Annotated in this window: 14 protein-coding genes, 1 pseudogene and 1 riboswitch; of the genes and pseudogenes, 7 read left to right on the forward strand and 8 right to left on the reverse strand. The window is 63.6% G+C overall.

Annotated elements, in window-relative coordinates; genetic code table 11:
* Positions 1 to 503: 503 nt before the first annotated feature.
* The 5 genes and pseudogenes from WS95_RS34480 (at position 504) to WS95_RS31695 (ending at position 3,576) form a co-directional block, all read left to right on the forward strand.
* Entirely contained in the window at positions 504 to 1,217 is a 714-nt protein-coding gene (locus tag WS95_RS34480) for a DUF6708 domain-containing protein (RefSeq protein WP_373557177.1), read from the forward strand.
* On the forward strand, positions 1,214 to 1,522 hold the full coding sequence (locus WS95_RS34485; RefSeq protein WP_082747047.1) for a PAAR domain-containing protein: 309 nt from the start codon (positions 1,214 to 1,216) through the stop codon (positions 1,520 to 1,522). The genes WS95_RS34480 and WS95_RS34485 overlap by 4 nt, the downstream gene beginning before the upstream one ends.
* Before the next feature lie 27 nt (positions 1,523 to 1,549).
* Positions 1,550 to 2,053, forward strand: a pseudogene (locus WS95_RS34490) (helix-turn-helix domain-containing protein); the annotation flags it as partial.
* Between the two features lie 273 nt (positions 2,054 to 2,326).
* The gene (locus WS95_RS31690) at positions 2,327 to 3,295 is read left to right on the forward strand and encodes a DUF6708 domain-containing protein (RefSeq protein ID WP_059828120.1); all 969 of its coding nucleotides are present in this window, start codon (positions 2,327 to 2,329) and stop codon (positions 3,293 to 3,295) included.
* Complete coding sequence (locus WS95_RS31695; RefSeq protein ID WP_059828122.1) at positions 3,292 to 3,576, forward strand: PAAR domain-containing protein; 285 nt, start codon at positions 3,292 to 3,294, stop codon at positions 3,574 to 3,576. Before WS95_RS31690 ends, WS95_RS31695 begins: the two co-directional genes overlap by 4 nt.
* Positions 3,577 to 3,884: 308 nt before the next feature.
* On the opposite strand, the gene WS95_RS35235 is transcribed toward WS95_RS31695, so the two are convergent.
* The 4 genes from WS95_RS35235 to WS95_RS31715 all read right to left on the reverse strand — a co-directional run bounded on the left by WS95_RS35235 (position 3,885) and on the right by WS95_RS31715 (position 7,437).
* Positions 3,885 to 4,214 carry a hypothetical protein gene (locus tag WS95_RS35235; protein WP_156444623.1) on the reverse strand — a complete coding sequence of 110 codons (330 nt, stop codon included), beginning with the start codon at positions 4,212 to 4,214 and terminating at the stop codon, positions 3,885 to 3,887.
* A gap of 42 nt (positions 4,215 to 4,256) precedes the next feature.
* Positions 4,257 to 4,360, reverse strand: a riboswitch (SAM-I-IV-variant riboswitch).
* 174 nt (positions 4,361 to 4,534) lie between these two features.
* Positions 4,535 to 5,887, reverse strand: coding sequence for an ATP-binding protein (locus WS95_RS31705; protein ID WP_059784763.1), 1,353 nt, complete (start codon positions 5,885 to 5,887; stop codon positions 4,535 to 4,537).
* A 51-nt stretch (positions 5,888 to 5,938) separates the two neighbouring features.
* Complete coding sequence (locus WS95_RS31710) at positions 5,939 to 6,613, reverse strand: response regulator transcription factor (protein WP_059828126.1); 675 nt, start codon at positions 6,611 to 6,613, stop codon at positions 5,939 to 5,941.
* Positions 6,614 to 6,621: 8 nt separating this feature from the next.
* Positions 6,622 to 7,437: a MipA/OmpV family protein gene (locus tag WS95_RS31715; protein WP_059828127.1), complete on the reverse strand. Its 816-nt coding sequence runs from the start codon at positions 7,435 to 7,437 to the stop codon at positions 6,622 to 6,624.
* A 329-nt stretch (positions 7,438 to 7,766) separates the two neighbouring features.
* On the opposite strand from WS95_RS31715, the gene WS95_RS31720 reads away from it, so the two are divergent.
* On the forward strand, positions 7,767 to 9,245 hold the full coding sequence (locus WS95_RS31720; RefSeq protein WP_059828129.1) for an aminotransferase class V-fold PLP-dependent enzyme: 1,479 nt from the start codon (positions 7,767 to 7,769) through the stop codon (positions 9,243 to 9,245).
* A 92-nt stretch (positions 9,246 to 9,337) separates the two neighbouring features.
* On the opposite strand, the gene WS95_RS31725 is transcribed toward WS95_RS31720, so the two are convergent.
* A complete protein-coding gene (locus WS95_RS31725; RefSeq protein ID WP_059828131.1) occupies positions 9,338 to 10,129 on the reverse strand; it encodes a helix-turn-helix transcriptional regulator in 792 nt (263 codons plus the stop codon).
* Between the two features lie 109 nt (positions 10,130 to 10,238).
* Here WS95_RS31725 and WS95_RS31730 point away from each other — a divergent pair, with 109 nt between their 5' ends.
* A complete protein-coding gene (locus WS95_RS31730; RefSeq protein ID WP_059828133.1) occupies positions 10,239 to 11,318 on the forward strand; it encodes a quinone oxidoreductase family protein in 1,080 nt (359 codons plus the stop codon).
* A gap of 71 nt (positions 11,319 to 11,389) precedes the next feature.
* Here WS95_RS31730 and WS95_RS31735 read toward each other — a convergent pair whose 3' ends face one another.
* The 3 genes from WS95_RS31735 to WS95_RS31745 form a co-directional block, all read right to left on the reverse strand.
* On the reverse strand, positions 11,390 to 11,782 hold the full coding sequence (locus WS95_RS31735) for a 2-oxoglutarate dehydrogenase (RefSeq protein WP_230624832.1): 393 nt from the start codon (positions 11,780 to 11,782) through the stop codon (positions 11,390 to 11,392).
* A gap of 81 nt (positions 11,783 to 11,863) precedes the next feature.
* Positions 11,864 to 13,711, reverse strand: a complete 1,848-nt coding sequence (locus tag WS95_RS31740) for a S10 family serine carboxypeptidase-like protein (RefSeq protein WP_034205573.1) — start codon at positions 13,709 to 13,711, stop codon at positions 11,864 to 11,866.
* A 698-nt stretch (positions 13,712 to 14,409) separates the two neighbouring features.
* Positions 14,410 to 16,224 (reverse strand): ExeM/NucH family extracellular endonuclease, encoded by a 1,815-nt coding sequence (locus WS95_RS31745; RefSeq protein ID WP_059828134.1) that lies wholly within the window; start codon positions 16,222 to 16,224, stop codon positions 14,410 to 14,412.
* Positions 16,225 to 16,244: the final 20 nt, after the last annotated feature.

Here is a 16,244-nt window from a genome sequence, read left to right on the forward strand (position 1 = left end):
CTCTACACTACGTCGGCACTTATTGGAGGAACCTTGGTCGTTGCCGCGTTCGTTGGAAGTGTTCTGACGTTGCCATTGCTCCTTCTCGCTGCTCTTATCGGTGTTTTGATTAACTATTTCAAAAGTCGCGAAGTATGCGATTGGCTAGAGCAATGTTATTTCGGCGTCAAGGCGACTAGCGAAAGATTTTAGCGCCTTGAAGAGGACCGGAATGCGTTCACAGCAATTTTTTCTTGAATGGGCTCAGTATGGCTTTCGACGGACACTCGCGGTACAAGCTCAATCGACCGGTAACGGATACGGAGTCATCGGCGCGACTACATGTCAACGAACGATGCACCGATAGTGCAAAGAGCGTAGGGACGGCCTTCAAAGCAACCGATTCCTACCTTGAGGTATGTGACGGCCTTTATCGTGAAAAGGGCTGGGGGTTATTGGCGTTTTCTACGGCCGGTGTCCTCTTCCTCTGCTTGGTCGCGATGTTTATGTGGATAGCAACACACATGCCAATCGCCGTCCGTGAAAAAGGGCAGGAAGGCGTTGTTTACGCGCTTCTGGCCATCTTCACATTAGTTGGCGTTGGCGGCCTCGCAGTAACGGTGCGAGCGCTTCTCGTCGATTGCTTCAATTACACTCGCAAGCCGATACGGTTTAACCGCCTGAACCGCACGATTTACGCCTTTCGCCACAACGGGCCCGGTGGCGTCTTGTCAGTTCCTTGGGATAACGCATTTCTGTACATTGAACGCAAGCCAAAAGCTGGTCTCGCTGGAACGGCGCCGCGTGTGGTTCGTTGCCTCGTGCTTGACGACAAGGGGTTGGTTGTCGGCACGTTCTCCATCGGAAAGTACGTAGAACTAGCATTTGACGAAGACAGTCCGACTGGACAGCTGGCGATGGAAGAACTTTACCAAGACTTTGAATACTATCGGCGTTTCATGGAAGATGGACCATCTGCGGTACCTCCGGTAGCTGAATTCCTGACCACAGAAGTCTCGCTCCGAAATTCTCTCAAATTGCAGTTTGATGGAGCGTCGGGCCTACTGAGGTCGGGAAATCTGGTTATGTCTTTGGTGACGGCCATTGCCACGCTACCGACATTCATCCTTGCGGTTGCCTACTACATCGCGCAACGGACCTGTCGGGAACCAGTATGGCCCGAGGACGTTGAGCGGGCGTGTAACGCTGCGATGCCGTCCAAGAGGCTTCCTGTATGAGCCGACGGTTCATTCGTCAGGGCGATAAGACTAGCCGCAACGGTGTTGTTGTCGACGGTATCGCGGGGACCTCGCTGCAAGGCCAATCTTTCGCTTATCTGGGCGCCTCGATTCAATGCCCTGCCTGTGGCACCACGGGTGTCATCATAAGCGACGGCTCAACACGCGCGATGACGATGATGGGTAAGCAGGTCGCATTGGAGAACGATTTGTGCCAATGCAAATGTGAGCCACTGCCGAAGCTGGTGACGTCACAGACTTTGTGCTCCATAAAGTATGTGATTCACGGACATCGTCTCAACTAATATGGGACGATGGAGCTCGAAATCTCGATGCGATTACGCTGGATGCGTATGTATCACGAGACCGGCAACGCCGGTCTCGTGTGCACGCGTTGTGGCATCTCCAGACCAACGCTTCGCAAGTGGCTGCGCCGCTACCAGGAGGCAGGAGAAGAAGGTCTTCGCGCTCAAAGCCGTCGCCCTCTAACCAGCCCGAATCGGAAAGTCTCTGACGCAGATCGCGCGACGATTCTTCGCCCGCGAGCCGAGCGCAAGGGCGCACGGCGGATTCAGAACGAATTGCGCCTGTACGAGCAAAGAGAACTGTCCCTTGCGACCATTCACAAGGTTCTGTGCGAAGCGTCGGTGAAGCCGTTGGTTTCCCCAGGAAGTCTGGCACAACTGAGGCGCTACAGCCGTCCGGTTCCCGGAGACCGCGTCCAGATGGATACGATGAAGATTGCACGAGGCGTCTACCAGTACACGGCCATTGATGACTGTTCTCGGTTTCGTGTACTGGCCTTCTACCCTCGAAGAAATGCCCGAAACCTGATGATGGCTTTCCTGAATACCGCATCGCCGGTTGTCGGTCTTGCTCTTGCTTTCTCTGTCGTCTTCCTTTCCGCCTCTGCTGCGGCTGTTGTTGCCTTGCCGCTTCTGCTTATCGCTGCCCTCATTGGTATCCTCATCAACTGCTTCAAAGGAAAGGAAGTGGATGAGTGGCTCGAGCGATGTTTTTTTGGGTTGAAAGAGGCCAAAGACCGGTTTCCGACACTGGCCGAAGACCAAAAGGCATTTGCGGCAATGCTTTCGTGATGGAGAAATGAGATGGCATTTGATGGACTCTCGTGGTATCGCCTGAACCGGCCGGTCAGCGAGGAAGAACAGGCTGCTCGCCTCGCAATCGGACAGCCTGCGTCTGACACGCCCAAGGATGATCGTTCCGTATTCTCGATGAGCGATACTTGTCTTGAGGTCCGCAATGGAACCTACTCGGAGAAGGGTTGGGGGGTTTTTGCCTTTATGCTGCCAGGGCTCGGCTCGTTGGCGTTCACGGCGGCCCTACTTTGGATGCTGACTCATGTACCTCCAATCTACGAGCAGCGAGGGCAGCTTGGGCTTATCTATGGTGGGTTTGGCTTTTTCCTGTTTGTCGGGCTTTGCTTCTCGGGGCTTGGGATTTGGGCATTGACGCGCGATTGTTTCAACTACACCAGCAAACCCGTCCGCTTTGACCGGCGTAACCGGATGATTTATGCGTTCAAGCACAATGGCCCTGACGGGGTTATATCGGTACCTTGGGATAGTGCCTTCCTGTACGTTGAACGCAAACCCCGACAGGGCCTCGCGCGCACCACCCCGCGTATGGTTCGCTGCCTTGTTCTTGACGACAAGGGACTGGTTAAGGACACGTTTTCAGTAGGAACACGCGTCGTCTTGGCATTCGATGAGAGCAGTGTGGGAGGCCAAGAGGTCATGAAAATCCTTTACCAGGACTTCGAGTTCTACCGGCGATTTATGGAGGAAGGTCCCGCTTCCGTGCCGCCCGTGACAGAGTTCCTGCCGAGGGGGGCTTCCCTGCGCAATTCGCTCAGGTTGAATTTTGCAGGCTGGTCTGCTCTTACTAACTCGCGCAATCCGATGGTGTGGCTGGTAATGGGGATTGGCGCACTTCCAGCATTCGTTTTCTCCCTGATGCAGTGGTTCGCCCAACTGACTTGCCGCGAACCTGTGTGGCCCGAAAATATCGAACGTGCATGCAATGCCGAGGCCCCGTCCAAGAGGCTTTCTGTATGAGCCGACGGTTCATTCGTCAGGGCGATAAGACTGACCGCAACGGTGTTGTTGTCGACGGTATCGCGGGGACCTCGCTGCAAGGCCAACCTTTCGCTTATCTGGGCGCCGCTGTTCAGTGTCCAGCCTGCGGCACGATGGGCATCATCGTAAGCGACGGCTCACCACGTGAGATGACGATGATGGGTAAGCAGGTCGCATTGGAGGACGACTTGTGCCAATGCAAATGTGAGCCACTGCCGAAGCTGGTGGCGTCGCAGACTTTGGGCTCCATAAAGACGTGATGGCTCACTTAGGAACCCCACCTCTGTTTCGCTTATAACTGTTGTCCAACAGGCTGGTGTGGATCAACTGTCTGCACCGGAGTACCGACGGCATGTCGCCGTCGCGGCGTGCGAGCCGGGTATTTCGGTGGCCAAGCTCGCACATGCGCAGCCTGTGGCGGAACCCGCACGCATCGGATTGCGGCTCGAGCTATGGCAAACGGCGCATTGCGCGTTGGTGCGTTCGGCGTAACAAGAACCATGAGCGGTCCGTGACCAGAATTAATGTCCGTCAGCAAGCCAATACAGCGACGATCCACCCACATCGTCTACCGCGCTGCCCCCGCCCTCACGAAATGATGCTCCACCCGCGCCCGGAGCACGCCCTCCAGCGCGGCAAGCCGCTCACGCAGCCGCACCGCTTGCCCTTCCGTCATTTCGCCCAGCACGATCTTTTGTTCGAGAACATCGCCACAGCGGGTGATGGCCCAACGATCGACCGTAGCCGTTTCACCTTCGAGCACGGCCTCTGCAGTCGAAACGATGCCCGGAAGCCGTCTCGAAACGAGATGAACCGTATGCGTCAACGTGAAACCGGGAAGGAAGTGCGACCAGTCTTCACAGACGGGCGGGCGGGAAGCGGAGGAAACTTGGCTCATGGTTGCTCCGGATGAATGGTGATCGAACCGGTGCCAGCCATGCTGCTCCCGCTTCGTTGCCGTCAATCGGCCGCATCGCCTCGAGGGCGTCCACCTTGCCCGGGAGGGCAGGTTGGCGTCGGATAACCCGACTCTGGATGCTTGAATTCTCACGTTCGTCATTCCGAACATGGATTCATTATATCGAAAAATCGACGCCCGACAAGGGGGCGGTGAAAAGCGACACGTCAGCGTGACAGGCGCACTCGTCCGCCCCGTCACCAAGGTAACCCACGGACCCGCGTGTCTTGCATGAGGGGTCGAAATCCCTTCATGGCCAACTAAAACCAGACACTGAACCGCGTCCCCGTCGTCAGCACATCGACCGTGAGGTTCCAGTGATGGGCGTCGGCAATCTCCCTGCAGATTGCCAGCCCGAGGCCGGCACCGTCATACCGCGAGTCCGGTGCCCGCCAGTATCGATCGAAGAGCAGCGGAAGATGCTCCCGCCGAATACCCGGCCCTTCATCTTCGATATGAATCGCCGAATCGAGAACGGTCAGCACGACGACACCGCTCGACGGCGAAGCGTTGATCGCGTTCTCCAGGATGTTCTTGAGCAGGATGAAAAGCGCCCCGCTATCCGCCCGTATAGGCGCCGCGGCGTCGCGCGCTTCGATATGCAGCTTCACCTGCTTCGCATCGGCCTTGCCAGCCAGCAAGCTCACGACGTCGCGCGTGACCTCGGCGCCGTTCACGTCGTCGAAGCTGAAGTTCCGCGCTTCGCTGACTTCGGCCAGATGCAGCAGTTGCTTGACCTGCCGTGCCATCAAGTCGATCTCGCGAAGCAACAGCGCCTTCTGGCTGATGTCGGGCTGCAGCTCGATCTGCCCTCTGACCAGCGTGAGCGGCGTCTGCAACTCGTGTGCGGCGTCGGCGAGAAATTGCTGCTGAACCGCGAAGCCGTTCTCGAGCCGGGTCAGCGCATCGTTGAACGCGTCTATCAGCGGCTTGATCTCGCTGGGAATCCCGGCCGACGACAGCCGCGTCTTCAAGTTGCGTGGCTCGATTTCCCGCGCGGCACGCGATACCTCCCGCAACGGCTTCAGCACATGGCTGATCGTCAACGGCAGCGTCAGTCCGAAAATAACGGTCGCAATGACCAGCACATAAGCGATGGTCTTCGGTATCGGATCGATCCGCGTCCTGACGAGCGCATCGACGAGTTGCCTGCTGTGCGCCACCTGCACGTAATAGACGACGCTACCGTTCAACGCGCGTTGAGTCGCGACCACGTACGCCTTGCTGTCGATCGTCGCGGGCAGTACCTTGCCTGCCACCGTCGCGAGGTCCTCCGTCAGCCAGGGTCGGTCGTCGCTCGAAGGCACCGACGCCAGCAACACCTTCCCCGTCGCATCGAGCACGCGATACTTCACGTCGGCCGGCAAGAGCCGGAACATCACCGCCGGATGCTCGCCCAATCGCACGGATGCGGGGCGCCCGGCCGCGTCGAAACGCATCCCGGCCACGATATGACGGATGCTCTCCATCTGCTGGCGCCGTCCCAAGAACTCGGGATATCGATCCAGAAAATAGATGGAAAGCGCGGACAGCAGCGCCAGGCTGATGGCGAACGCGACGACGTTGGTCACCCACAGACGGGTCGACAGACGTAGAACCCAATGGCGGAACATGGCTGTTCTCTTACGAGGACGTGACAGCCGGCAGAACGCGGCGAAGCATCGTCACGCGTCGCGCAGCGCGAAGCCGGCGCCGCGGATATTGGCGAGTCGCATCGTTGCGCCGATCGCCGTCAGTTTCTTGCGCAAGCGGTGCACGGTCACCTCGAGCGCGTTCGGCGTGACCGCCTCCGCGAGCCCCCATGCGGCATGCTCGAGGTTCGAATGCCGGACGGTCCGGCCCGCGGCCTCCATCAGGTAGAGCATGACCTGCAGTTCGGCCGGCGCCAGCAATGTCGTCCGATCGCCACAGCGCATCGTGCGCTGCGAGGGGTCCACGGTCACATCCGCGAACGACGCGACGAGGGTCGTGAGCAGCGCCGGACGCCGCATCAGCGTGCGGACGCGGGCGACGAGCTCGCTCATTTCGAACGGCTTGGTCACATAGTCGTCGGCGCCACTTTCGAGTCCGTCGATGCGGTCATGCAACGCGTCGCGCGCCGTCAACATCAGGCAAGGCATCATGCGCCCCGCCGCGCGCAGCGTGCGCAAGAACGCCAGGCCGTCTCCGTCGGGCAATCCTCGATCGACGATCAGCAGCGCGTAATCGGCCCGGTCGATACCGTAAGCGGCTTCCCGAGCATTGCCGAACCGGTCGGATTCGATCCCCGCCGCGGCCAGGGCCTGAGCCAGCAGGCCGGCCAGGCGCTCGTGATCCTCGACAATCGCCACTCTTGGCATACGCGCACTCACTTGAACCGATACATGTAGCCGATTCTGGCCTCGGGAACGACCCGTCTTCCGACGAGCGGACTGTCGGTGATGCCGTCGCCGAGACGCGACACACCCACGTCCACGAACACCGTCTGCTGCTTCGTCAGCCGGTAGTCGATACGGGTGCCGGCCGACACGTTCACGGCCGAACCCGCGCTGTATGCGGCGCGCCACGCACGTGCCTCGGATGGTCGCACGCCGTAATAGTAGTCGACGTATTTGTCGCTCAACCATTCCACGCCGACATGCGGCGCGATCGAGAACGCGCCGAGCGCGAACGCCTTCTCGAAGCCGATCTTCGCGCGTTCGCCCTTGTTTCCGCCGAGCAGGAAACTGCCCGACAACGTGCCGAAGCGCGTGCTCCATGACAGTGCAGGGCCGTACCACAACGCGCCCTTGCGATTGTCCATACCGTTCAGGATCGGTGCGTCCGAGCCCTTGTATCCGTCGAACAGCGAGAACTGGCCACGCAGCGCGAGATTGACGCCGCTCCAGCTGCCGATTTTCAGATCGATGGTGGTGCCGATGGCCTGCACCCATTTGTTGTCGAAGTAGACCAGCGGAAAAGGCAATACGCGGGTGCCGTCGCCGCTGTAGACCGACGGCTCGACGCCGACACCGGCGCCCAATCCCCAATGCGTGACGTTCGTCGCGTGGTCGAGGATGGTCAGCCCCGAATGATCGGGATCGGGCGGGCTCATGGCGTCGTCCGCCCATGCGGAAGCGGATGACAGTGCGAATGAAGCGGCAATCAGCCATAACGGACGTACGCGGCGGGCGGCAATTTTCACAATCGTTTTCCTGGAGTCGGCGGTCGAAACGGGGGCTACTGTAGGACCAGTCGACTTACCGCTCACTTACCGAAAAAATCGTCTCGGGCGGAGCGTGCGAAGAACTCAGATGGTGGGAAATATCGATGCAAGGCGAGAGGCTCGATGCGCGCGAGCCGGCATGCCGGCGCCACCGCGCCCGGCCGGCCCGGAAAGAAACAAATTTCCCAATTCCGCATATGGATAAAACGTTATTCCCCATCGAGCCGAATCCTCAGCCAACTTTGGATCCTTTTTCCCTTCTGTCCCCCGTATCATTTCCGTCACTACGCAATGAGCAAGAGACGGACATGAGCGACCCCACCCCGCTGCACTACCTCGACTACGCAGCCACGACCCCCGCCGACCCTGCCGTGATCGACGCGATGACGGCCTGCCTCGGCTTCGACGGCATCTTCGGCAACCCCGCATCCAGCTCGCACGCCGCCGGCCGGCAAGCGAAGGACAAGGTCGAGCACGCCCGTGCGCAGGTCGCCGCGCTGATCGGCGCGGACGCCGACGAGATCGTCTGGACGTCGGGCGCCACCGAATCGAACAACCTCGCGCTGAAGGGCTATGCGGAAAACGCGACCGGCAAGCGCCACCTGATCACGAGCCGCCTCGAGCACAAGGCCGTGCTCGACACGATGGCGAACCTGTCGAAGCGCGGCATGCAGGTCACTTTCCTGGCGCCCGACGCCCACGGCGAAATCACCGCCGACGCGGTGGCGGCCGCGCTCGGCCCCGACACCGGCCTCGTGTCGCTGATGCTCGTGAACAACGAGATCGGCACGCTGACCGACATCGGCGCGATCGCCCGCATCGTGCACGCGGCCGGCGCGCTGCTCCACGTCGACGCCGCGCAGGCGCTCGGCAAGACGCCGATCGACGTGCGCGCGCTCGGCATCGACATGATGTCGATGTCCGCCCACAAGGTGTACGGCCCCAAGGGCATCGGCGCGCTATTCGTCCGCCGCGAGATCGCGAGCCGGATCGCGCCGCAGATTCACGGCGGCGGCCACGAGCGCGGGCTGCGTTCGGGCACACTCGCGACGCATCAGATCGTCGGCATGGGCGTCGCATGCGAACTCGCCGCCGAGAAACTCGACGGCGAAGCCGCGCGGATCGCTGCGCTCGGCGCGCGGCTCACCGACGCGCTGTTCGCGCTCGGCGACATCACGCAGAACGCGGCCGCCGCCCGCCGCATCCCGCACACGCTGAGCCTGACGGTCGATGCGCCGGGCTTCTTCCCGTTCATGCTCGGCGAAGCGCTCGCCGTGTCGTCCACCTCCGCATGCAATTCGACCAGCGGCGCACCGTCCCACGTGCTGACCGCGATCGGCCTCGACGCGGAAACGGCTGGGCGTACCGTGCGCATCAGTCTCGGGCGCTTCACGACGGAGCAGGACGTCGACTTCGCGATCGGCTGTTTCGCGCGAGCGATCGAGCAATGCCGGGCGGCCGCGGCGACCGGCTTCACCGCGTCGCGGCAGATCACGCCGGCCGACCTGAAGGCGATCCGCAATGCGGGCTTTCGTGCGGTGATCTGCAACCGGCCGGATGGCGAAGGTGTGGATCAGCCGTCGTTCGACGAGATCGCCGCGGCCGCGCGCGAACTGGGAATGGACGCGCGCTATCTGCCGATCGAGCGCGACCGCATCGGCGACGCGGAAGTCGACGCGTTCGGCGCACTGGTCGACACGCTGCCGAAGCCGGTGCTCGCGTATTGCCGCAGCGGCAGCCGCTCCGGCATGCTGTGGAATCGGCTGTCCGCTCGACGGGCGGCGTAAGCCTCCCCCACCCTTACGCCTGACCGCCTGCGGTCGCGCATGAAGCCGATGCTTCGCTGCGCGGCCGCCCGGTGGCGCCGGTCACGACCGCATCAGGTCCGTTCATCGCCGTTCACCGGCGTATAGATCGCCAGCTTCAGCGCGGGATCGTCGTTCGCCTGGAACGTCGCGTACTCGTAGCGCTGCGTGCCGCGTTGCGCATGCACGAGCACTTTCTCGCCGGACACGCCGCTGCGCACGTCGTGCGCATCCCACCATTGCGCGAACTCGGCGCTGCCGGCGCGCAATCGCGCGACCAGCGCGACGAACGCCGGATCGCTCGCGTAGAGATCGTGGCTCGTGCGAAACAGCGCGATCATCCGCCGCGCCTCGTCGGCCCAGCTCGCGGCGAACAGCGCACGCGCGTGCGGTGCCTCGAACATGTAGACCAGGATATTGCGATCGGCTTGCGCCAGCCGGTCGAAGCCGAGCACCTCGGCCGCGGCGGCATTCCACGCGAGGATGTCCCAGCGCCGGCCGGTCACGTAGGCAGGCTGCCGAAGATGCGCGACGAGCCGCGCGAGGGTCGGCGGCACGCGTTCGGGCACGAACGCACGCGGCCCGTCGCGCCGGGCGAGCGTGCGCAGATGGACGGCTTCGGCCTTGTCGAGCCGCAACGCGCGCGCCAGCGCGTCGAGCGTCGCCTCCGACGGGTTGACGTCGCGCCCCTGCTCAAGCCGGACGTACCAGTCGACGCCGATGCCCGCGAGTTCTGCGACTTCCTCGCGCCGCAGGCCGGGCGTGCGCCGGCGCGGGCCGCCGTGCAGGCCGACGGCCTCCGGGCTCAGCTTCTTGCGCCGCGAGCGCAGGAAATCGCCGAACGGGGTTCGCGTGGTGATGGTCATCGGGTTCGCTCCGGGCAGGGTGGTATCGGCCGATCCTGGGCTCGCGCCGGGCCTTGTTACAGATTCTAAGCCTGCCAGAATCGACGCATCCCCACCGTCAGGAAGCGTCATGAAAGCTGCGATTCTGAAGTCGTTCGGCAGGCCGCTCGCGATCGAAACGATGCCGGACCCCGTGCTCGGCACCGGCGAAGTCGTCGTGGACGTCGTCGCGACGCCGGTTCTGCCCTATGCGCGGGAAGTATTCAGCGGCGAGCGCCGCTATCCGCTTGAGCTGCCGATCGTGCCCGGCTGCGGCGCGATCGGCCGGGTCCGGCAAACCGGCCCCGACGCGACGCAATTGCAGCCGGGCGACTGGGTGTTCTGCGACCCGACCGTCCGCTCGCGCGACGACGCGCGAATGCCCGACATCGTGCTGCAGGGCTGGAGCACGCGCGGCGAGGGCGGCAAGCAGTTGCAGCGCTATTTTCACGACGGTCCGTTCGCCGAACGGCTGCGCGTGCCGACCGAGAACGCGGTGCGCATCAGCGCGATCGCGTCGGCCGACGCCGCACGCTGGTGCGCGCTCAATACCCTGCTCGTGCCTTACGGCGGGCTGCTGGCATCCGACCTGCGCGCCGGCGAAATCGTGCTCGTCAGCGGCGCGACCGGTCATTTCGGCAGCGCCTGCGTCGCGGTGGCGCTGGCAATGGGCGCGCGCTGCGTGGTCGCGCCCGGCCGCAACGTGCGCGTGCTCGCGGATCTCGAACGCCGCTTCGGCGACCGCGTGCGCACGGTCGAGCTGACCGGCGACGAAACCGGAGACCGCCTCCGCATGCAGCAGGCGGCGCCGGGGCCGATCGACTGCGTGATCGACCTGATGCCGCCGTCGGTGCCCGCGACGACGGTGCGCGCGGCCGTGATGGCGGTTCGCCCGTACGGGCGCGTGGTGCTGATGGGCGGCGTCGGCATGCTCGGCGGGGCCGGGCTCGAGCTGCCGTATCCGTGGATCATGCGCAACGACATCACGCTGCGCGGCAAATGGATGTACCCGACGCAAGCCGTGACGCTGATGACCGGGCTCGTTCGCGGCGGGCTGCTCGACCTCGGACAATTCGACGTGACGGCCTTCGCGCTCGACGACGCGAACGACGCGGTCGCGCATGCGGCGGAGCACGGCGGGCCGTTCAGGATGACGGTGATCACGCCTTAAGCCGAGCCCGCCGACGATTCGGCGGCCGGTGCGCCCGACAAGCCGCACCGGCCGCCGTCCTGCCCGCTACGTCACTCGTCCTGCTGTTCCTGCTGCGCCTGCGCCTGCCGCTGCCGGATGAACTGCCGTACGTCGCTCATCGTCACGCGACCGGTGTGCTTCGCATCGATCTCGTCGAAGTGCTTCGACACGAAGCCGAGCCCGCTGCTCTGCGCCTGCGCCTTCGTCACGGCTGCGCCGTTGCTGAGCACGGTATTGCCGCCGAGCCTCGCGTCGACGCGCTGCTGCGCCTGCTGCTGCAAGGCCGCGCCGGTCGACGGCAACACCGGCGCCGCCCGCGTGGCAGGAAAGAACGGACCGTCGACACCGCGCCCGCCGTGCGGCAGCTTCACCGGCGCCACCGCCTGCGGCGGCAACGCGTAGGCACTGCTCATCACGGCACCGAGCACGATCAACGGGGACATACGCCGCATCAATTGGATTAGGGACATGATCGCTCGCATTCAATGGATGAATAGAGGGTTCCGCCGACAACACGCCGTCGCTCAAGGCGCTGCCGCCAGCGTCGTCGCGGCCGTCGCGCCCGGGACGCTGCCGGTCGGCACGCTCGGCGGGTTTTCGTCCGGCCACGGCGGCGGCAGCATGCGCAGCGTCAGCGCCGTCGGAATCCGCGCGCCCTTGTAGAACGTCTGCAGGTCCCGCTTCATCAGCGGACGGGCGACGTCGTCCAGGTAAGTCATGTGACCGCCCTGGAAGAAATTCACCTGCAGCTTCGGATTCAGGCCCTTGACCGTCTGCAGCCGCGCGAGCTGCTTCTCCGTGTTGAAGAACGGCGTCGCGAGATCGTGGTAGCCATTCTCCGCGAGCACGCGAAGCTTCGGGTTGAGCTGCAGCGCACCGAGCAGATCGGGGATCGTGTCGGGCATCGGCTGGCCGTCGTGCGAGAAGTCCCAGACGCCGATGATGTTGTCGTTCAGCGGCAGGTACGTCGCGTTCGGGGCCGTGTAGCCGAGATAGTCCGGCATCTGCGTCGCGAGCGCGTTCGTGAACGGCTGCGAGATCAGGATGTCGGACGGATCGCCGTCGGTCTGCAGCCGCGGATCGGAATTCGGCAACGACACGCGCCCGTCATACCGGCCGATCGTCGTGCCCGGCAGCAGGCTCGTGCCGAACGGATTCGCGTTGAAGTAGCCGCGCAGCGCCTGCTGCGTGAGGCTCGACGGGATCGACCACAGCCTGAGCGTCGCATCGCTCGGGAACACCGGCGTGCCGAGCGCATCCGGAATGCCGAGCTGGCTCAACACCCACGACTGCGAGTACTTCTGCAGCTGGCTGTAGATCAGCGTCGTGAACAATTCCGTCTGCAGTGCGTACAGATCCTGGTTCACCGGCGCCGGCGAGACCTGGTTGAAGTACGCCGCGACCGCCGCGTAGCCGGGCAGATAGCCGGCCACCGTGTCGGTATCGAGCAGCAGCCCTTCGGTCGACTGCGTGATCGCCACCGCTTCCACCGCATCCGCGAAGTAGTTCAGGATCGACGACTGCAGCACGATGCCCGTCAGGTGCACGCCGGCCGATTCGAGCGCGAGCGCGAGCATGTCGGTACGCGGCGTGCCGTACGATTCGCCGTACAGGTAGATCGGCGACGTGCCGCGGCTGTTGACGTTCAGGTAGCGCTGGATGAAGTCGCGCATGATGTTCACGTCCGCGTCGGAACCCCAGTACTTCTGGTTGGTGTTCGGCAACACGGCCTCCGACAGCCCGGTGCCGGGCGGGTCGATGAACACGAGGTCGGTGGTGTCGATCAGGCTTTCCGCATTGTCGACGAGCGGATAGTTCGGCCAGTTGTTGCCGAACAGCGGATCGGGCGTGGCCACGCGGGTCGGCGCGAACGAGCCGAGCCGCAGCCAGATCGACGACGAGCCCGGCCCGCCGTTATAGACGAACGTGACCGGGCGCGGCTTGCCGTTCGTGCTGGGCGCCGTGTACGCGACATACGACATCGACGCTTCCGCATTGCCGTTCGCGTCCTGCGCGGTCAGGTGGCCGGTGGTCGTCGTGTAGTCGATCGTCTTGCCGCCGCCCTTCCACTGGTAATGCATGACGGCCGCTTTCTCGGCCACCTGCGACGGCGCGAGGCCGTCGGTCGCGTTCATCGAATACGCGACCAGGTCGACGTACGGCTGGTTGGCCGCCGGCGCCTGGGTGCCGGCCGCCTGCGCGCTGGCCTGCTGGCTCGCGGTGGCCTGTGCGAGGCTCGACGCGCCGACGGACGACGAATCGTCGCCGCCGCATGCCGCGAGCGCCAGTGTCATGGCGGTCAATGCGCCTAACCCGCCCAGCCGGCCGCGACGAACGCGGCGGCTGCCGGTACTGCTCCTGTCTGGTTTCATCTCTGCCCTTTGATTTCGGATACCGCGTCACAAAGGCCGCCGACGCCCGCGAAACGCGCAGGCGTACCCGCCACTCGCGTTGCACGGTCGGCAATCGGCGGTTGGATGGGACTTCTAAGAGACTGAACTTGATACAGACACAGCAAACTGCCGGCGAGAATGATGCCAGGACGCGCCCCCTGCAGTTTGGACCACTTTTGTATTACTGAAATTTACGACATGACAAAAATAGGCGGTGCTGCGCCGCGTTGTCAAAGATCATTCGGATATTAAAAATCCAGCAATGATGCGAAGGGCGGACAGTGTCTGGAATTTGAAAGAAAACAGGATTATTCGTGCAAGGTATGCTTCATCGGCAATGCCGCGCCGAATATTTTACTTTTCCCGCACAACGCAGAAGCCTTTTCTGCATTGGCGCAGCGCGTTCAAAGCCTTCGGATCGACAGGACCATTCTTTCATTTTTATTATCGCCGTATCGATCGGGACGGTGCAGCGACATGCGCACGTCATTCGATAATTCGATTCGCTTCAATCGCGCTTCAATTGCAGAAACGATGTGCACTGCGTCATCCATAAAATACCGGTTCGATTAATTCTGCGCGGCATTATTTACCCGGCATTCGAACGGCTTTCCCGGACAGGCCGCGACGGACGGCATTGCCGCGCGTCGCGCCTGTCGCAGGCACTCAAACCATCGTCACTTCCCGCCGCCCGGCAGCGCGATATCGATCAGCACCGGATCGTGATCCGACGAGCGATATGCATCCGGTGCGTAGAACGTCTTCTGCTGCTCGGCCGACTTGTACGCGAGCGTGTACTGCAGCGCGAGCGGCTCGTCCGCGTTGATGTGCCATTCGTGCACGGCCTTCACGTGCGACGCGAGCGGCAGCGTCGCGAGCGCGTGGTCGAGATAGCCGGCTTCGCCGTTGTACACGTAGCTGTATGCGTTCGCGCCGATCCAGCGCGCGACGAGGTTGCGGTAACCGCGCGATTCGAGCGTGCGGATCGGGTCTTCGTACGTGTAGCTGTTGAAGTCGCCGATCAGCAGCACGCCCTGGCTCTTGACGCCCGTCGGGTTGCCGGCCAGCCAGTCGGCGACTTTCGCCGCCGCGCGCGTGCGCGTCGGGTTCCAGCAGCCCTGGCCATCGCCCTGGTCGAGATCGTCGTTCGCGGCGTCCGGGCAGTTCTTCGACTTCAGGTGGTTCACGGCCACCGTCAGCGCCTGCTTGTTGCCGCCGATCAGCCGGAACGACTGCGCGAGCGGCTGACGGTTCTTGTCATCGATCGCGAGCGTCGCCGCGCGGCCGACCGGTTCGACTTTGCGGCTGTCGTAGATCATCGCGACCGCGATCGCGTCGCCGCCGAGCCGCGACGTACCCGGATCGACGACGCGCCAGTGGTCGCCGAGCTTCGCCGCGAGCTGGCGCACCGCGCTCAGTTCGCCGTAACCGTTGTTCTGGATTTCCATCAGGCCGATCACGTCGGCGTCGATCGCCTTCAGCGCGCTGACGATCTTCGCTTCCTGGCGCTGGAATTCCTGGAAGGTCTTCGCGCCGCGATTGTTCGGATCGTCGAAGCCGCCGCCGAGACCGTTGCCGTTGAAGTAGTTCAGCACGTTGAACGACGCGACGCGCAGGTTCGATTTCGGATCGCGCGCCGGCGCGGTCGTGCGCGGGTTCGTACGTGCTTCGAACGCCGGCACTGCTGCACCGGGCAGCGGCTGCACGCGCCATGCGCCGTAACGCACTTCGAGCACGCCTTCGACGTCGCGCACGGTGTAGCCCCCGCGCAGCGTGTTCGAGGCCGACAGGCCCGGCGCCGGGTACGGCACGGTCGCGGGATTCTGCTTGTTCGAGCCGTCGTCGAGGATCAGGCGGTTGCGCGCGTTCGCGTCGATCTGCGCCTGCGCCTGTGCGGGCGGCACGACGCTCGTCGGCGTGCGCAGGCGGCCGTTGCTGAGCATCACGCTGCCGTAACGGCCGAGTTCGTAGTTGTCGGTGACGCTCAGCGTCTGCGGCAGGCGCACGCGCATCCCTTCGTACGCGGCGAACGCGTTCGGGCTGTCGACCGGCAGCGTGAGCGTCGCGGGCGTGACCGTCTGGCCGTTCGCGCACACCGCGATCGGGCCCGACAGCGTGAGCTGCGTCTGCCCGTATTTCTCCTCGATCTTGCCCGTCACGTGCACGAGATCGCCGGCCTTCGCGCGCGCTTTCGGCGCATAGACGAACAGGCCTTCGGACACGCCCGGCTGGTTGCGGCGCTGCGCGTCGGCCTGCTGGACGAAGAAGCCGCCGAAGCCGTCCGTACCGCCGAAATCGGCGGTGACGACGGCTTCGATCGACGCGTTCTGGCCGGCGAGCGGCGACGGTGCGCCCGGCCCCTGGATGTCGGCGATCGGCGTCGTGCTGCCGCCGCAGTTCGAGCTGACGGGCGCGGCGGGCGCGGCGAATACCGGCGCGGCGAGCGTCGGGAGCAGCAATAGCGGGGCAAACAGGCGGATTGTCGAGCGCATGGAGGGAATCCCGGTTGTGA

Source organism: Burkholderia sp. MSMB1826 (assembly GCF_001526325.1).
GTDB lineage: Bacteria > Pseudomonadota > Gammaproteobacteria > Burkholderiales > Burkholderiaceae > Burkholderia.